Origin of the sequence: Bacteriovorax sp. DB6_IX (genome assembly GCF_000447775.1) — a bacterium.
Taxonomy (GTDB): Bacteria; Bdellovibrionota; Bacteriovoracia; order Bacteriovoracales; family Bacteriovoracaceae; genus Halobacteriovorax_A.
On sequence record NZ_AUNJ01000180.1, the window covers coordinates 1 to 15,404 of the forward strand.

The following is a 15,404-nucleotide window of genomic DNA, read 5'->3' on the forward strand; positions in this document are numbered from 1 at the left end:
TTTTGCATATGATATTGCCTCGGCATTTGATAATCGATTCCAATTAGCTCCGCTTATTGGTGCCCAGTATCTTACATACAAATTTGATAGTAATTCCCAGACAAATAATAAATTTATCTATCCTCAAGGTTTTGAAGCTACTTTCAAGCATATCTTTGGCATTGAAAATTATCATATGACCTATGGAATGTTTCTATCGACTCAAACGGAGGAAACTTACGATAATATTTGGTTACGCTGGGGGAAGAATTACTTTTGGGAACTGAATTATATTAGATGGGGAAGGGATAGGCAGGAAGTTGAGACCTATGGGCTCTCTATTGGTATTCCGATTGGAAGTTTCTTTTAAGGTTTACAGAGGTATTTAAAAATCAGAAACACGAAAAGCCCACCTTAAGGTGGGCTTTCTATATTTGACGATTTAATCGACTAATTGTTGATTAGATTATTGCCAAAGGTGCTTGTATTTCTTTAGGAACTTAGAAAGAGATCCTACTTTATCAAGAGTTCTGATCGCTCTTGTAGAAAGTCTAAGCTTAATTGTTTCACCAGTTACAGGATCAAAAACTCTCTTCGTTTGAAGATTTGGCTTTTGAGTCATCTTAGTCTTGTTGTTAGCGTGAGAAACTTTGTTTCCAACAAGTCTTCTTTTTCCAGTTAAATCACATGTGCGTGCCATAACATCATCCTTATCTATTAAATAATTACTAATTTCTTCGTTTACAGGTTGATGAATATATACTTTTCAACCCGAAAGTGCAAGGGCCAATTACAAGGCTCTTTTTATTGATTTTTTCAGGTTTGCGTCACAGAACCTTCTTTACACAATAGAGCTTGTAATGGTGTAATGCCTGACAATAATAATGGGGTATTTTTATGAAATCAACACTTTTTAAGCTAGTTATAGCTTTTTCTTTTATTTCATCATTTGCCGGGGCTTCAGTGGACCCTGCAGAATTATTATTAAACTCTTATCGCTCACAGTGCCCGAATGTTGTAAGTTTTACAGGAAATTCACAGGCCTTATTGAGCGCATTCAAAAATACCCTAGTAGAGTTAAAAAATAGAGAGCAGTGTTACGGCGTAAATGGAGGAATGTCAGGTCTAACGAACTTTGAGAATGCCTACACAAATTACGAGCTCTATAGAACCAACAAAATCTCGAAGGAAGAAAAAGAAAAGCTTATCGCGGATTACACACTCTTTCTTTCTCAGTCTCAGATGAGTCTAAGTTCTGAGCAGATTGCCTATATTGAATCACAAATCTTTAGCAATCAAACTTCGATTATCGCATTAGACTCTGAAGTCGTGAGATTTGAGCATATGGGACAAGGTTTTGAGCAGGGAGCTAGCGCTTTTCTAAGTTCATTTGATGATCTCCTTGCATCTTTAGATGGAAATCAGCAGTGTCTTGATAAATCACAGAGTACTTATAGCTCATTACTAGGAAATGGACTTTCAATCGCGAGTCTCTTTTCTAACCCTGCAAACTCTCTTTATCTCTCGATGGCGGGATCGGTTGTGAAGTCGATCTCTGGATTTGTACAAGATACTAAGTATACTAAACTCATTAATGAAGCAGATAGTATCCTTTGGCCTGAGGCCATTCGTTGTGTCTCTGAGGCCATGACAAAGAATTACTGTGGAGCAGTTCAAACTCAAAACCTTTATAAGAATTATCTCTATGGTCAAAATGGGGATAGGGTTATTTTTGATGGGGTCGATCTCATTAACTATTACTTATTAGGTCTTGATGAGTGGCTTGTTCAAGTTCGTGCAGGGTCTCCAAGTACATCACAAGGTGACTTAACTGATAGAGAGAAGCCGATCGCTCAAGCTGAACTTGTGGGGAAGATTAGTCGTTTTCTCCAGGCCTATAAGAGAGTAAAAGATGAAGAGTTGAACCTCTTGGCCGACCAAAATTCGATTTCCAATGCAATCTATGGTGCGATGGTTGGTGTTTCTAATATTATGAATAACCCTGTCAATCTGACTCCAAGAACAGATGAGGGACAATGTTATTCAAATTGTAACCCTGATGTTCAAAACCCAATTTTTGTTGCCCGTACTAAGACCCTTCTTCTGTTTGAGTTGATTGGCTATCGTGAAATTCCAAGAGAGTGTTTGTCAGCAGGTGAGAAAGTCGTTTGTAGCTCATTAATTAGCTATATGAATAATACGGGAAGAAAGTTTTCAAGAAATGATTGGGAGATGGTTTATTCAAGTGCCATGGAAATTGTTTCAGAAACTATTAGACTTGTGAATATTCAAAGAGCGAGAGCAGTTTCATTTGATCCTGTCGGATTATTTGTCCAAGCAAGACGTCAATTTCATAATAAGCCAAATGCTGTAGAAGGGCTTAAAGAAATCTTGAAGAATGGAAAACGTATCCAAGATTATATTATTGAAGTCGCTTGTGAAGAAGAGCCTGAGTTCTGTGACGGAGATACTCCAAACTGGATGAATAGTTATTCTCTTCAGATTGAAGATGTTGAAGAGACCCTGAAGTTAACGAAAAGTGTGGTCAAACTTATTATTGAAGCCGCAAACCCAAGAAGTATCCTCGATGTAGAACTTCCAATCGCTTGTCGTCGTTCAGAGGATAGTGTTGTTGGAATTACTCTTGATTCTGATCGAAAGGAAAAGGCATTTATTTTAAGTACCTGTATTTCAAATCTCCTACAGTTAAGTGAGAGAGGAAATGATATTTACTTTAATAAGATAAGAAATATGGTTTCAATGGAACTTCAGATCAAGATCTCTAAAGGAGACTTTGATGATAAGACGGAGGATATTCTTAGGGCCACAAGAGATGATCTGATTGATCGTCTAACACGTACTTACTCTGAGAATTCGAATGCCTCAATCGGACAGATTCTAACAGGGCTCGATTCAAGTAAAGATATTACAAGAAAGACAATGGGAATGTTCTTTGATGTCTTCAAAGACCGATTGGAAAAGACAATTGCTAAGGGTGATAATTCTCCAAGAGTTCAAAGTGAGCTCTGTTTTAGAGTTCTCCCATTTTTAGATGAGAGTAAGGACAGTCGTAAATTTATTCATAAAATCTATGATGAATGTAAGGGAAAGACACTACAGGAATACCGAGATGGTCCTAAACTAAACTGGTCTGAGTTTGTTGAGAAGAAGCGTAAAGGATTAAGAGTTTATCCTTATAAAGTTAGAAAATCACAAGAGGAAATGACTTGTGCACTTGATTATTTCTTTATTCAGAATAGACTAATAAGAGAGAAAAGAAATAATTCAAGAAGAAGATGAAGAAAACTCAGAATACGAAGACTTTAAGGAATATATTTATACTGGTAGTAGCTCTACTAGCGGGGTACTTTATCTATGATTACCTTGAAGATGACTATATTCCTGAGCAAAAGCGTCACTTCTATAAGGAAACTCGCCTAAAGAGAAAGAAGCCTAGCTATGTGAGAAGGCAGCTTCTTCACGAAGAAGTTCCTGAAGCTGAAGAACAAGAAATTGAAAGTATTGCGAAACAGTTTAAAGGGAATACCCCTGATGTGGAGAAGATTAAGGCCCTTATTAAGAAGCTAGATAATCGTAATAAAGAGTGTGAGAAGTTTCTCGCTCAAAACCTTCCTAATGAACAAATCATTGATCCTGAGAATCCTATTTTTCTCAATGCGGATCAGGTTATTGGTAAACTAGATTTTATCTTTAATGATATTCTCTATCGTGACATTTCGATGACAGCAATTAAGGCCTTTGGAGATTTCTATCAAGAGCAAAGAGAAGTGGATTCAGACCTTTTCTTTAACTCTCTAAGATCAACCCTCATTTGTCGTGGTGCTGATATTAGTTTATTTCTTGAAAGTGCTTACGAGGCAATGAAGCAGGGACAGTGGTCTCCAGAGGAAGTGACTCGATTTAATCGCACACTTCTAAATCTTGTTTCAAGCTCTCTTGATCATGATAATTTACCTGATAATTTGTTATTCTCACTTAATGTCCTAAGGCTTGTTGGAACAAGTAGTGGTTTCAATGAGGACTTCTACGGTGAGCTAGATGATGTTTATGGTAGAATTTCTGCCTACGAAGACCAGTTCTTTGATGAGATTCAAGATGGGCAAGTGATTTTCTCTCCAGGTGATAAGTTTCAAAACTATTTTGAAGAGCTTGATGGTATTAGCGATGAGGTTCGCTATATTATAAATCGACGCTTTAAAGATTTCTCGGCAAATTAGAAATCTAAGCTTCTTAAGTTTAATCTTCCATACAAAGATAGACGCTTTCTTCTCGAGCTCCTCGCTCTAGACAGAGATGGCGAACTTGGTTGAGAATCCAGTGTCTCATTGGGCGTGGGTATTTAATCTTTCCATCATGTCCTCTAATAAGCTCTGAGTGGAAGTATTCACTTTCTGGATAGTTCATCTTCACTTGGTTATAGACGTCCTTGGTAAACCTTACGACACCGACAGAGATATATTCGATCTTATCAAGAGGGATGACTCTATTTAATTCATCGAGTAGTTGTCCATATGACTCAATAAGATCCTCAGTATAGATAATCGGGTCGAGATGAATTCCAATCGGATGGGACTTTTCAACAACTTTAGAAATTGCTCTTAGTCTCGCTTTAAGTGGAGGTGTCTTATAATCGTGGTCGAGAACTCTTTGCTCTGGAGAAAGAGAGAAAGAAGTAATGACATTTGGTAGGGCCTGCTGTTTGATTAGCTCCCTAATATTTGCCGATTTCGTTCTAAACTCTAAGTAGGCATTGGGATATTTTTTAAAGAGTTCAAAGTACTTTGAAAGCTCTCCGGTAATATGAGAGAGGGCCAGGGAGTCACTGAATTCACCAGCGTGGAACCAGATTCCGGTATCTGAGACTTTCGAATGCTCGATAATCTTTTCTTCGATAGATTTTAAAATTTCATCATGATTTACAAAGAGAACTAAATCCGGTGAATTGAAATAACCTTGTAGATAGCAGTAACTGCACTCATAGATGCAATTGTAGGCATGGACGTAGTAGTAGTGAGGCTCTCCTGAAAGACCGTAGGCATCAGGGGCTTCCTTTAAAAGGGCTCCTTTTTTACTGGCCAGAAATAAATTTAGGTTATCTCTCTTTTGAAGATAGGGCTTTTTGATGGGCCCAAAGAAATCTGTATAGTCATCAATTTCACTAAGTGGTGTCTTCTTAAAGTGCTTAAGAATATTTTTGGCGTAGGGATTGTCTTGAAGTCCTTTCTCGATAAGGATCTTGTTAAACATTGAAATCACCCTTCATGATTTTTTCAAATTTATCCCATGGGAACTTCTTGAGTAGATCACCCATATGATTTTGCGCTTGTTCACTTTCAATGAGAACCTGGAATTGATAAGAAGATTTTTCGAGGTTCTTATCGAATTTAAATTCAGCCCCATATGTTTTCATTTCACTTGTTAGCTCTTCAAGTTTCTCCTGCACCATTGACTTAAAAGGGTAGAGACGCTTTGTCATCCAGTCACAAAGTAATTTTGCTCTTTGCTTTGGCAGGAGGTCTAATTGAATGAATTGATCTAATTCAAGATCTTCTTCATTGAGTCCTTCTTTTTGAGAAAGGGCACTCAGAAGATTGTTAAACTGTCTTTTTTGAGAAACAGTGAAGTAGAACTCTGGATGGGAAAAGATTTTTGCGGCGACTTCGCTTTGGGCCTCTTTATTTTGATTCAATTCTCTTTGATAGTAGTCATAAAGCTTATCACTATAGACCTCTGCCTGGTCCTTGATCAATTGGCAGATCTCAGCATCAGTGATGTGATCTGAAACTAATTTTATGGCCTGAAAGTCCACCCCATATTCTTTACAAACATGAGCAAGTCCCCATGCTTCACGATCAACGAGTTGAGCTACGACATTCAGTTTCTCGGCCTGAGCACTGGTCAGAGCACGAGATTTTGCCGTAATGAGATCAATACTGTCATGTTCATTTTGACTATATGACTTAAATTCATTTTCTGCGTAAATGGTACGGGCACGGTGGATACTACCGAGCTCTATTGAGCTTTCAAGGGCCCCACAGATGCCAAAATTAATGACGTCATGGCAATTCTCTAGCTTACCCAAGGCAAAAGAGAGCTTGCTCACACTTGAGAGAAGACCCTCTGAGCATAAGAGAATTGCTATCTCTTCTGAGATGTAGAGATCATTCATTTTAGGATGAGATTTTAAACTCAATTCCTTGAGAAATGTTTGGGCCTCGCCGCGATGGGCAAATACTAGAAGACGCATGACAACTATATATACGATGCTATATAAAGAGAAAAGGACAAATCCTATCTGATTCTTAAAGGAGTCTTCTATGTATGGAATATTAAATGAAATTTCGTCTCTACCGCTGGCCTTTGGTGGTGCTTCAATCTCAGGAGAAGGAGCAGGTTATGGCTTTGGGCAAATGAGTGAAGGGGATGCCCTTTCTCTTTTAAATTATGCTCATGATAGAGGTGTGAAGATATTTGATACGGCTCCCATTTATGGCTTTGGACTATCTGAAAAGAGAATTGGAAAGGCCTTTAAGAATAAGAGAGAAGATGTTTTTATTGTCTCAAAATCTGGGGTGACTTGGCATGAAAATATGCGTGTCGATATGACTAATGATCCCATTGTCACTCAGAAGATGTTAGAGCAGTCCCTGAGAGATTTAGAAAGTGATTATATTGATCTCTATATGATTCACTGGCCAGATGAGAGGGTTGATATCAGAAAGCCTCTAGAGGTTCTTGCTAAGGCCAAAATGGAAGGGAAAATTAAGGCCATTGGTCTTTGTAATACACATATTGATGACTTTAATAAGGCCAGTGAGATTGAGAAGATTGAAGCGATTCAATCTCAACTGAATTTCTTTGAAAGGGATGTCACTAAAGATATCCTGCCTTTGGTTGTGGAGCAAGAAATTAGCTTCATGAGTTGGGGAACTTTAGACAAGGGGATACTAACTGGTCGTGTTCACAGAGATAGGACATTTGATAAGTCGGATTGCCGCAGCTGGGCCCCTTGGTGGAAGGCCATGGATAAGGAGTCTCGTTATAAGGTCATGGATAAGATTAATCCTATACTCAAAGATCATGGTTATACAGGACTGGACTTGGCCTTGAGTTTTAACTTGGCCACTGAAGGGTGCTCAACTCTTCTATGTGGAGCACGTAACCATGATCAGCTAGATGGGATTCTCAATTCTCTTGAAAGACCTCTTACAGCAGAACTATTGGCCAAGATTGATAAAGTCGCTAGTGAAAGTTAGTGTTATCATTCCAACATTTAATAGGGCCTATTGTCTGGAAAGGGCCATAGACTCTGTTCTCAATCAGAGTTATAGAGATTTTGAAATTATCGTCATTGATGATGGATCAACAGATGAGACAGAATCACTTCTTCAAAAGCTCTTAGAGAGATCAGCACAATTGAGATATTACAAAATTGAGAATTCAGGAGTTTCGAGGGCCCGAAACCTTGGGGTATCAAAATCATCGGGAGAGTGGATTGGATTTCTCGATAGTGATGATTGTTGGCATTCTCATAAACTTCAAAGGCAAATAGACTTTATTCATTCAAACCCTAAAGTGCAGCTTGTTCATGCTCATGAAAAGTGGGTGAGAAATGGAAAAGAGGTCAAGATACCTAAACGATATCAGAAGTCTGGCGGCGATATCTTCATTCGTAGCCTTGATCAATGTATGATTTCTCCCTCTGTTGCCCTCTTGAGTCGAAACCTTTTTCAGCGTTATAATGGCTTCAGAGAGGACTACCTCGTGTGCGAGGATTATGATCTCTGGTTGAAAATAACTTCCGAGTATGAAGTTGGTTTTATAGATGAGCCACTTTGTACAAAATACGGTGGGCATGAGGATCAACTCTCAATGAAATACTTTGCGATGGATTACTTTAGAGTGAAATCGATGCAATGGATTCTTGAGAATAGGGAACTCGAAATATCAAAAAAGTTAGCTCTTTTAGATATGCTTATCAAAAAAGGAAGTGTATTAATTACAGGCTATTTGAAACATGGCAATTTTAAAGATTTACACGAAGTTAAATCGATTGTAGAAAGCGCCAGTCAAATAAAGTGTTCCCTTCTCAAGGAGAAATTATGAAGGCACTTATGAGTACTATACTATTTGTTTCTGTCCTAAATGTTATGGCAGGTGAAGCTGTTAAAATCAACGTAGAATCTCGTTCAACAAATGGAAAGGTGATTCTTATGGCGAAGAACCCAACGTCTTCATCACTTTTTTGTGTTTCAAAAGTAAGTACTGAAGGTTACCAAAATAGAAAGGTGGCGAGTTCTCAAACTTATGAGTTCAGCGCTTATGAGTCGAAGTCAATTATTCTCGATTCTAATGAAGGTGAAGTGACATTGAAAGATGTCGACTTTAATTGCGTGAAGAGATAATTATCTCTTTCTAAGTATGCCCCAGGGAATGAGGGAGTCCTCCCTCATTCTGTAGATTGCTCCAGAATGTAGTTTTCCATTACTATACGGAATATGCACAATATAATCTTTTAATTCAATAATTAAACTTTCCGGTTTTGTCGGTGCCAGGTAGATCTTTGTATTACTTCCCTCTGTTTTGAGAGAATCGATGGTACCTCTTTCACTAGAAATGAGAGACGCTGTTACTGGTCCATTCCACATCTTTCCATTGTGATTCATCTTTGAGTCAATCTCTAAGATATAAGATTGAGAGTCATAACTCTTTCTTCTTACATCAAAAGTTACCCCCTTAAATTGATGATCAAATGGCTTCACTAGAACATAGCTATTCTTATAAATCTCTTTAATCTTCTTATTGTAAGAGTTGAGGTTCTTAATTTGCATAAGTTGAGAGCGCAGAATATTCTCGGAATCTTTCTTCTTTTCAGGACAATTCTTTTCAATATAAGTCGTGATGCATTTTGATTCTTTGGTTTTGATGACTTCTACAATTTTTTCTCTTACCTCAATTTTTGTCTCTGGTGTTGGGAGTTTGAAGTCAATATTCTTTAGTCCTATTTGGGCCAAGAGGAGAAGGAAGAGTTTCTCATATAGTTCTGGGGAAGGGTCATTTTGAATCTGTTCGATTAGAACAAGTGCCTCATCAGTTTCATGAGTTTTACTCTTACCTATGAAAAATCCAAGACCAAGAGAAGTTAAGATTAAAATTGTGACAATTTTCTTATTCATAAAGTGAGTTATTGAGTGAGATTCTTGTCAATGCTGAGATCTCTTGTCAGTCCCATTTCCATTGTTTTTCTGAAGTACCACTCTAGTGATTTCTCCCATGGAGTATTTTCTATTTTATTATCAAGAAAGTCCATAAGGTGAGGTAGAAGTTGGTCACAGAAATCTTCACTACTTTCACGAGGTAGAAGTGAAGGAAGATGGTCAATTGCCGTAATTGCTAGCTTTCCACTTTTGCTGGCAATCTCTTTAACCGGCTGGTCCATCGTTGTGATATTTTGATAAATGGGAAGCGGGTTACATGGTCCAGTAGGGTCACATCCCACATCACTAATCATAGAAAGATTTTTTTCCTCTTGAATTGTTGCGACATCCAGAAATGGTAGTGATTTCTTTGTCATAAGAGCACAGTTTACGAGTAGGTCATACTCAAGGATCTCTTTAATTGGTCCTCTATCTCTAGTGTCAGCTGAGCCCCAGCTTGTAATGTCAACCCCGACACGGCTAAGAAGATCTCTTGCTCCTTTTCCACAACGACCATTGGCTCCAATAACGAGGGCCCTTGGCTTTGTCATAGACTTAGAAAGGTATTCTGAAATGTAGCTGACAAGCTCATTTTGATCTTTCCATGGTGAGAGTGTGACGTTATTTGATTCAACATTAAGTTGTTGGTCAATCCAAAACTTCAAACCGAGAGCTGCTCCTACGAAACCGGCCCAATGTCCGAAGGCCGCAACTCTTTTAGAGTTGTGATCTGTAAGATATTCAAGATCGTAGAGTTTTCCACCACCTTGAACAAAGCGGTTTAAGCACTCTTTGGCTCCATTTTGTCCTTTATAAACATGGGCAAAATGAATATGGCGATGAATAAGAGGGAACTCTTTTTCTTCTAGTTCTTTGAGTCCCAAGATAATGGCTCCGCTAGGAGCATCTGTGATCCATGAATGGGCAGGAACAATTTTACAGCCGAGTTTTTCAAACTCACTATCTTTGAAGACGCGATTCTTCGATGATTCAATGATCACTTCATGTCCCATGAGCATTAATGTCTTCGCTGCTTCTGGAGTTAGTGCTGAACGTTCTTCAAAGGGCTTTGTTTCATCCCTTAACCAAATCATTTTTCCCATAATCTATTCCTAAATCTCTCGCTATCTTTATAGTTATAGGGCAAGAGCCCCCCTCGGTGGGGGGATTTTGTAATTATTACAAATATTTCTCGTTTTAACTAACTAAATTTTCGTTAGAATGGGAATCGCATCGTGATCTGATGTGTGGCAGATGTCCACATATCATCAACAGGATTTCTGTAGGGTGACTTGAGCCCATATTGAAATTGGAACTTTGAAAACTCTAGACCAGCATTGAAGTTAATGGTCTCATTATCAAGCTTGAGGATAAATCGCGTAGGTGAGTTCTTAGAAATGCTAAACTTTGAACCAATATATATGGCATCAAACGCACTATACTTCTTACGATAGTGAAGTCCAAAGAAAGGTGAGGCCACAAACTTCCCGAGATTATAATCTTTCTCATACTTAAGATGGAAAAGAGGAGTGATCCCTAACTTTGCTTCCGTCTCACTACTGGCATCCATGAGCTTGACGCCTTTTATATGGGCCTCATAGCGATAGTCTGGCTTATTCTTATAAAAACTTAGATCAAGAGCATAGACTCTTTCTTCCTTATCGAGTTCATCTAGATTGATAAGCTTTTCACTTGTTGCGATGGCCGTCGCATTTCTTGAGACGAGAAGGTCAGTTCTAACTCTCTTGTAAAGAGAGACCCCATAAGTTTCACCTTTTTTATTCATTCTTTTGATCTTTGAATGGAGCCCATAGCTGGTCGTCTGGTTGACGTAAATTTGAGCGAGTGGGACAAGAGGATCATCCTGATTATTTACCGAAACTGAGGCCCCTATGTGCATTTGATAAAAAAGCGAGGGAAGAAACTTCAAGTTTTGATAAGTAAAATAAGGAAGAGGGATTCCTGCTTCAACATCTAAGAGTAGCTGTCTTTCGGTATTCACATTCTTGCTTAAGGCTTCCGTTACTCCTGTAACTTGAGAGGAACTAGAAGATTCACTTGTTGAGTCACTAATATCACCAATAAGGTCTTTTAAACCAGATGATATGAAGAGATCAAAGCTAAAGAAACTGTCATGTTCTTGTGCAATAATGGCCTTCTCTATGAGCTGACGATCACGTAAAAGGCGATATCTGTTGATTTCGCTACGAATCTGCTTGGCGGCCAAGACTGAAGACGATACAAATAAGAGGATTAGAATTTTTCGCATAGAGAAATTATAGGAATAAAGTTTATGAGTGAAAAGAAAAAATTTGTTATCTACAACCCACTATCGCTTCACTACTATAGTGATTATGGCATTGGTATCCCAATGCTCAATGAGAGAGTAGAGAAACCTTTTGCTCATATTCAAGACAAGTTTCAAATTGAAGCAACTGAAGAAAAGCTTTTTAGCCGTTATGGGAAAGAGATTCTTCCATTGGCCCATGATCCTGATTATTGTGAAAGAGTCGAAAAGCATCCTGAGCAAGTCGTCATGGATACGTATGAGCTGGTGAAAAAGGATGGTAGTTATAATCGCTATGAGCCGAGTCAGGCCATAAAACCTCTTGGTGACTTCATTCAAAAGGCCTTGGGTCATGTGAATGGGACAATCCTGGCCTGTGAAAATGCACTTGAAAATGGTTTTTGCTATCACTTAGGTGGAGGAATGCATCATGCGATGAGTTTTAAGCCTGGTGGGTTCTGCATGTTTAATGACATGGTATTGGCCATTCGCCTTTTACAAAGAGAGGGGAAGATCAAGCGTGCTGTGATTATTGATATGGATGCTCATAAAGGTGATGGAACCGCTCAGATCGTCGCAGGTGATTCTACAATTAGGGCTTTCTCTATTCATATGAAAGAGGGATGGCCCCTTGATAATGAAGACCACAGCGATCCTAGCTTTACTCCAAGTGATAGAGATGTCGGTGTGTTAAGAGAGGATAATTATCTAGAAATCTTTGCAAGAGAAATTCACGATTTCAATCCTTGTGAGGATTTGGCCATTGTCGTTCATGGGGCAGATGTTTATGAGAAGGATGAGTTGGAAAGTGCCAACCTCATTCAACTAAGCAAAGAAGAAGTTCTTAAAAGAGATCAGTTTATTTATCACTATTTAAAAGAAAGAAATATTCCTCAAGCTTGGGTGATGGCCGGAGGATATGGTCGCTATGTTCATGAGGTTTTTACTCAATTCTTGGACTATGCTCTAGAGAAAGAAGTGCCAAGCACACGAGATTAAATCTCGTGCGCTAGGATTCTCTTTATTGGTCTAAAATAAGTTTTAGGTGTGTATTCTAAAAGATCAGATACCTTAGTCATATAAATACAAGCATACTTTTCAACTTGATCAGCAAAACGAGATTCTTCTTGTCCTGCTCTCATCATTTCTCCCCAGTATGGATTAAAGAATTTTCTGTAATCTTCTAAGAACTCTGAAATTTGTCCATCGACACGGTCGATCTCCGCATAGATCTTATTCAGGTCTTCTTTCTTAAAGTTCTCTGGGTCTTCGTGCTTCTTGAGTTCGATATGGTTGAGGTTATGCTCAAGGCTTTGTTTCTTTGCCATAAGCTTATCAATCTCTTCTTGAATATTCTTTGATTTATTGATGGCCTCAATTTCATACTCAATTGGATCGAGAACAAGAGCTGTACGCCAGTTAAATGTCTTCTTGAGAGTGAGTACGTCACCAAAGATATGATCACCAACGTAGAGGATTTCCTCACCATCTAAACCTAGGTCTTCTTGGAGTTTTCCACCCCATCCACCTTGGTAGAAACCATTTGTTAGTTTACCTTCCATATTACTCATAAGTCCTGTTTCAGGATCAATCTTTAGGAACATATTATTCGTTGTGAAGAAACGTGGCTTACAACAAAGACAAATTGTAATGTCAAAGAGATCCATCCATGACTTATGTTCTTCTAGGAAAGGATCGATTGTGTATTCCATCAGTTTCTTAGTCCACCACCATTCTGAGTTGGTTGCGATAATAAGCTTCTTTCCAAATCTTTTAAATCTCTCAAGAAGTTTTGCAACATCAGGGTCTTGAATAATAAACTTATCAATATTATCGATCGCGTGACCTTTGAGAGATCCATCTGAGTGGGCCACGTCAATGGCAAATTTAATATCATCTGCTAATTGGGCGAAGTCTGGAAGATCAAAACCGGCATCTTTCATATCGACAAGCTGAGTGTAAAGAACTCCATTTGAAACTGAAAAGTTTGTATCAAGAGATTGAAAATTTGATTCGTTAAGATCAATAACCTTGTTCTTATAGATTTGTTGTTGCTCTTTGTATGGAATAGACTTTGATCCATGGTGAGCAATTTTAACTTTGTCATAACGACTAACTTGGAGAAGGTTTCCTCTCTTTTTGTCGATAACAAGACCTTGGATAACAAGATCAAAATCAAAAGGAAGATCCATGATCTCCTTAGGGTAGTTCTTTAGTTCGACAAGCTTTTCTCTAACAAGTTGATGAACAAACTCTTCAAATGCTTCTGTTTTATAGCGAACTAATGTGTAGTCCATATCAAAACCAATGGCCTTGATTTTCTTCATATTAAGTGTTCTGTTTACAAATACTGGCATAAAAATCCTTTCGTTACCTGTAACCCCCGATTTTGGGGGGACTTATGAGTATATAAAAAGACAATCGTTGTGTAAATCATAGCATTTTTAAGTAGTTAAATACCTAAAATAAGGAAAAAATAACAAAATCTTCATGGGTTATTGTCACGATGTGAACAAAATCGTAAAAGGTCTCAAAGTAAATATATCAAAGTCATAAAGAGAGATCCTAATGAAGAGAATCCTAAAGACCGCACTTCTTGCCCTTTTATTTACGCAGACTCAAGCTGCAACGATGATTGTGACAGGGGCATGTTCAAAGAAACCACTTTTTAAGCAGTCAGTGAAAATAGCAGCGATGAGTGCTGGGGACTTTTCTGTTAAAGTTTTCGATCAATACAAGATTCCTTATGATGGATCAACAAATCATATGTCTTCAATTTTTAATTCGGCCACAGGATTAGATGCGATGGAAGTTCTCTCGGATACGGAAATGAGAAGTCATGGTTGGTGTTTTTCAATCAATGGAGTGCTCGCAGATGTTTATCCTCATGAAGTTCAGATTAAAGATAGCGATGTGGTTCATTGGTTCTATGGTTATGCTTATTACAATGCAGGTGAGTGGACTGGAATGTGTGCTCCAACTTTTGAGATCGCACCAGATCAATTCTGTGAGTAATTAATACTTCTTATAGCGGCTGAGTCTTTCATAGGATAAGGCCGCAACAACTGCTCCAATCACAGGGGCAAAAACATAAATCCAAATCCCTTCATAGTAACTTGACCATATGGCCGGAGCAATTGAGCGAGTCGGGTTCAATGAAGCCCCTGTTAGCGATAGGAAGAGAAAAGTAGTTAGTGTTAAACTTATACCAAGAGCAATAGAAGCTCTGTGATCTTGTGCTTTCGATTCTTGCGAAACTGCACAATAGACAAACATTAAGAAAAAGCTCCCAATAGTTTCAATGATAAAGGCCTCTGAGGCTTGTCCATGAAAGACCGAGGCACCAAATAAATGCTCATGGCTTCCCCAAATAAAATAATGGATAAGACCAGCACTGCAAGCTCCACTTAACTGGGAGAAGATATAGGCAGGAATTTTAAAACTTGGAAACTTTTTGACGGCCCAAAAGCCTAGCGTAATGGCCGGGTTAAAGTGAGCCCCAGAGATCTTTCCAAGTACGGTGACCATAACACTTATACTAAGTCCGAAGATGATTGGAATATACTCATAGGGAAGGGCCGTCGGTGATTTCTTCGATAAGATAATGGCACCACAACCAAAGAAAACTAAGAAGAAGCTCCCAATAAACTCACTAAAATATTCTTCTAGATAGTGTTTTCTAATTTCTGAATTATACTCATTGTGCATGGGTTATGCCTTCATTCTCTATTTGTTGACGACCTAAATTTTAGCATTCTTAGAAGTAACTTTCTTGTTAGGGTTGTGTTAGGGATAAGTAGTAAGCTCTTGAATATATTATAAAATATAGGTAAATTTAAATTCTTTAGTAAATGGTTCCGATAAGATTTATAGAGGAGAGAAATTGGAATATTTAATAGAATACTTTTTACCAAGTAAGG

General features: G+C 38.3%; 16 protein-coding genes. 8 read left to right on the top strand and 8 right to left on the bottom strand.

Going from position 1 to position 15,404, the window contains the following annotated elements:
- Nucleotides 1-349: hypothetical protein (locus M901_RS05310; RefSeq protein ID WP_034720595.1), on the top strand; the 349-nt coding region annotated here is incomplete at its 5' end.
- Between the two features lie 96 nt (nt 350-445).
- On the opposite strand, the gene rpmB is transcribed toward M901_RS05310, so the two are convergent.
- Nucleotides 446-679, bottom strand: coding sequence for a 50S ribosomal protein L28 (gene rpmB / locus M901_RS05315; protein ID WP_021277167.1), 234 nt, complete (start codon nt 677-679; stop codon nt 446-448).
- A 197-nt stretch (nt 680-876) separates the two neighbouring features.
- Between rpmB and M901_RS05320 the strand changes: the two genes are divergently transcribed.
- Nucleotides 877-3,279 (top strand): hypothetical protein, encoded by a 2,403-nt coding sequence (locus tag M901_RS05320; RefSeq protein WP_021277170.1) that lies wholly within the window; start codon nt 877-879, stop codon nt 3,277-3,279.
- Nucleotides 3,276-4,217 (top strand): hypothetical protein, encoded by a 942-nt coding sequence (locus M901_RS05325; RefSeq protein ID WP_021277158.1) that lies wholly within the window; start codon nt 3,276-3,278, stop codon nt 4,215-4,217. Before M901_RS05320 ends, M901_RS05325 begins: the two co-directional genes overlap by 4 nt.
- 19 nt (nt 4,218-4,236) lie before the next feature.
- Here the strand turns inward: M901_RS05325 and M901_RS05330 are convergent, their stop codons facing one another.
- Nucleotides 4,237-5,247 (bottom strand): spore photoproduct lyase family protein, encoded by a 1,011-nt coding sequence (locus tag M901_RS05330; protein WP_021277163.1) that lies wholly within the window; start codon nt 5,245-5,247, stop codon nt 4,237-4,239.
- Entirely contained in the window at nt 5,240-6,247 is a 1,008-nt protein-coding gene (locus M901_RS05335) for a PF11140 domain protein (protein WP_021277164.1), read from the bottom strand. The genes M901_RS05330 and M901_RS05335 overlap by 8 nt, the downstream gene beginning before the upstream one ends.
- Nucleotides 6,248-6,317: 70 nt before the next feature.
- On the opposite strand from M901_RS05335, the gene M901_RS05340 reads away from it, so the two are divergent.
- From M901_RS05340 to M901_RS05350, 3 genes are read left to right on the top strand one after another with little or no spacing between them, the layout of a single operon-like run.
- On the top strand, nt 6,318-7,256 hold the full coding sequence (locus tag M901_RS05340; protein WP_021277157.1) for an aldo/keto reductase: 939 nt from the start codon (nt 6,318-6,320) through the stop codon (nt 7,254-7,256).
- Nucleotides 7,246-8,106 carry a glycosyltransferase gene (locus M901_RS05345; RefSeq protein ID WP_021277171.1) on the top strand — a complete coding sequence of 287 codons (861 nt, stop codon included), beginning with the start codon at nt 7,246-7,248 and terminating at the stop codon, nt 8,104-8,106. The genes M901_RS05340 and M901_RS05345 overlap by 11 nt, the downstream gene beginning before the upstream one ends.
- The gene (locus M901_RS05350; RefSeq protein WP_021277166.1) at nt 8,103-8,405 is read left to right on the top strand and encodes a hypothetical protein; all 303 of its coding nucleotides are present in this window, start codon (nt 8,103-8,105) and stop codon (nt 8,403-8,405) included. Before M901_RS05345 ends, M901_RS05350 begins: the two co-directional genes overlap by 4 nt.
- Here M901_RS05350 and M901_RS05355 read toward each other — a convergent pair whose 3' ends face one another.
- The 3 genes from M901_RS05355 to M901_RS05365 all read right to left on the bottom strand — a co-directional run bounded on the left by M901_RS05355 (nt 8,406) and on the right by M901_RS05365 (nt 11,466).
- Nucleotides 8,406-9,176 carry a hypothetical protein gene (locus M901_RS05355; RefSeq protein ID WP_021277162.1) on the bottom strand — a complete coding sequence of 257 codons (771 nt, stop codon included), beginning with the start codon at nt 9,174-9,176 and terminating at the stop codon, nt 8,406-8,408.
- Nucleotides 9,177-9,184: 8 nt separating this feature from the next.
- Complete coding sequence (locus tag M901_RS05360; protein WP_021277159.1) at nt 9,185-10,300, bottom strand: saccharopine dehydrogenase; 1,116 nt, start codon at nt 10,298-10,300, stop codon at nt 9,185-9,187.
- Between the two features lie 113 nt (nt 10,301-10,413).
- On the bottom strand, nt 10,414-11,466 hold the full coding sequence (locus tag M901_RS05365; protein WP_021277169.1) for a hypothetical protein: 1,053 nt from the start codon (nt 11,464-11,466) through the stop codon (nt 10,414-10,416).
- Between the two features lie 24 nt (nt 11,467-11,490).
- Between M901_RS05365 and M901_RS05370 the strand changes: the two genes are divergently transcribed.
- Nucleotides 11,491-12,483 (top strand): histone deacetylase family protein, encoded by a 993-nt coding sequence (locus tag M901_RS05370; RefSeq protein WP_021277160.1) that lies wholly within the window; start codon nt 11,491-11,493, stop codon nt 12,481-12,483.
- Here the strand turns inward: M901_RS05370 and M901_RS05375 are convergent.
- Entirely contained in the window at nt 12,480-13,841 is a 1,362-nt protein-coding gene (locus tag M901_RS05375) for an HAD-IG family 5'-nucleotidase (protein WP_021277168.1), read from the bottom strand. The two genes, M901_RS05370 and M901_RS05375, sit on opposite strands and share 4 nt — an antisense overlap.
- A gap of 211 nt (nt 13,842-14,052) precedes the next feature.
- Here M901_RS05375 and M901_RS05380 point away from each other — a divergent pair, with 211 nt between their 5' ends.
- On the top strand, nt 14,053-14,499 hold the full coding sequence (locus tag M901_RS05380) for a DUF4430 domain-containing protein (protein ID WP_021277161.1): 447 nt from the start codon (nt 14,053-14,055) through the stop codon (nt 14,497-14,499).
- Here the strand turns inward: M901_RS05380 and M901_RS05385 are convergent, their stop codons facing one another.
- Nucleotides 14,500-15,192, bottom strand: a complete 693-nt coding sequence (locus tag M901_RS05385) for an MIP/aquaporin family protein (protein ID WP_021277165.1) — start codon at nt 15,190-15,192, stop codon at nt 14,500-14,502.
- Nucleotides 15,193-15,404: the final 212 nt, after the last annotated feature.

Coding starts and splice junctions, on each gene's coding strand:
- rpmB (WP_021277167.1), bottom strand. CDS start 679: ATGGCACGCACATGTGATTTAACTGGAAAAAGAAGACTTGTTGGAAAC.
- M901_RS05320 (WP_021277170.1), top strand. CDS start 877: ATGAAATCAACACTTTTTAAGCTAGTTATAGCTTTTTCTTTTATTTCA.
- M901_RS05325 (WP_021277158.1), top strand. CDS start 3,276: ATGAAGAAAACTCAGAATACGAAGACTTTAAGGAATATATTTATACTG.
- M901_RS05330 (WP_021277163.1), bottom strand. CDS start 5,247: ATGTTTAACAAGATCCTTATCGAGAAAGGACTTCAAGACAATCCCTAC.
- M901_RS05335 (WP_021277164.1), bottom strand. CDS start 6,247: ATGCGTCTTCTAGTATTTGCCCATCGCGGCGAGGCCCAAACATTTCTC.
- M901_RS05340 (WP_021277157.1), top strand. CDS start 6,318: ATGTATGGAATATTAAATGAAATTTCGTCTCTACCGCTGGCCTTTGGT.
- M901_RS05350 (WP_021277166.1), top strand. CDS start 8,103: ATGAAGGCACTTATGAGTACTATACTATTTGTTTCTGTCCTAAATGTT.
- M901_RS05355 (WP_021277162.1), bottom strand. CDS start 9,176: ATGAATAAGAAAATTGTCACAATTTTAATCTTAACTTCTCTTGGTCTT.
- M901_RS05360 (WP_021277159.1), bottom strand. CDS start 10,300: ATGGGAAAAATGATTTGGTTAAGGGATGAAACAAAGCCCTTTGAAGAA.
- M901_RS05365 (WP_021277169.1), bottom strand. CDS start 11,466: ATGCGAAAAATTCTAATCCTCTTATTTGTATCGTCTTCAGTCTTGGCC.
- M901_RS05370 (WP_021277160.1), top strand. CDS start 11,491: ATGAGTGAAAAGAAAAAATTTGTTATCTACAACCCACTATCGCTTCAC.
- M901_RS05375 (WP_021277168.1), bottom strand. CDS start 13,841: ATGCCAGTATTTGTAAACAGAACACTTAATATGAAGAAAATCAAGGCC.
- M901_RS05380 (WP_021277161.1), top strand. CDS start 14,053: ATGAAGAGAATCCTAAAGACCGCACTTCTTGCCCTTTTATTTACGCAG.
- M901_RS05385 (WP_021277165.1), bottom strand. CDS start 15,192: ATGCACAATGAGTATAATTCAGAAATTAGAAAACACTATCTAGAAGAA.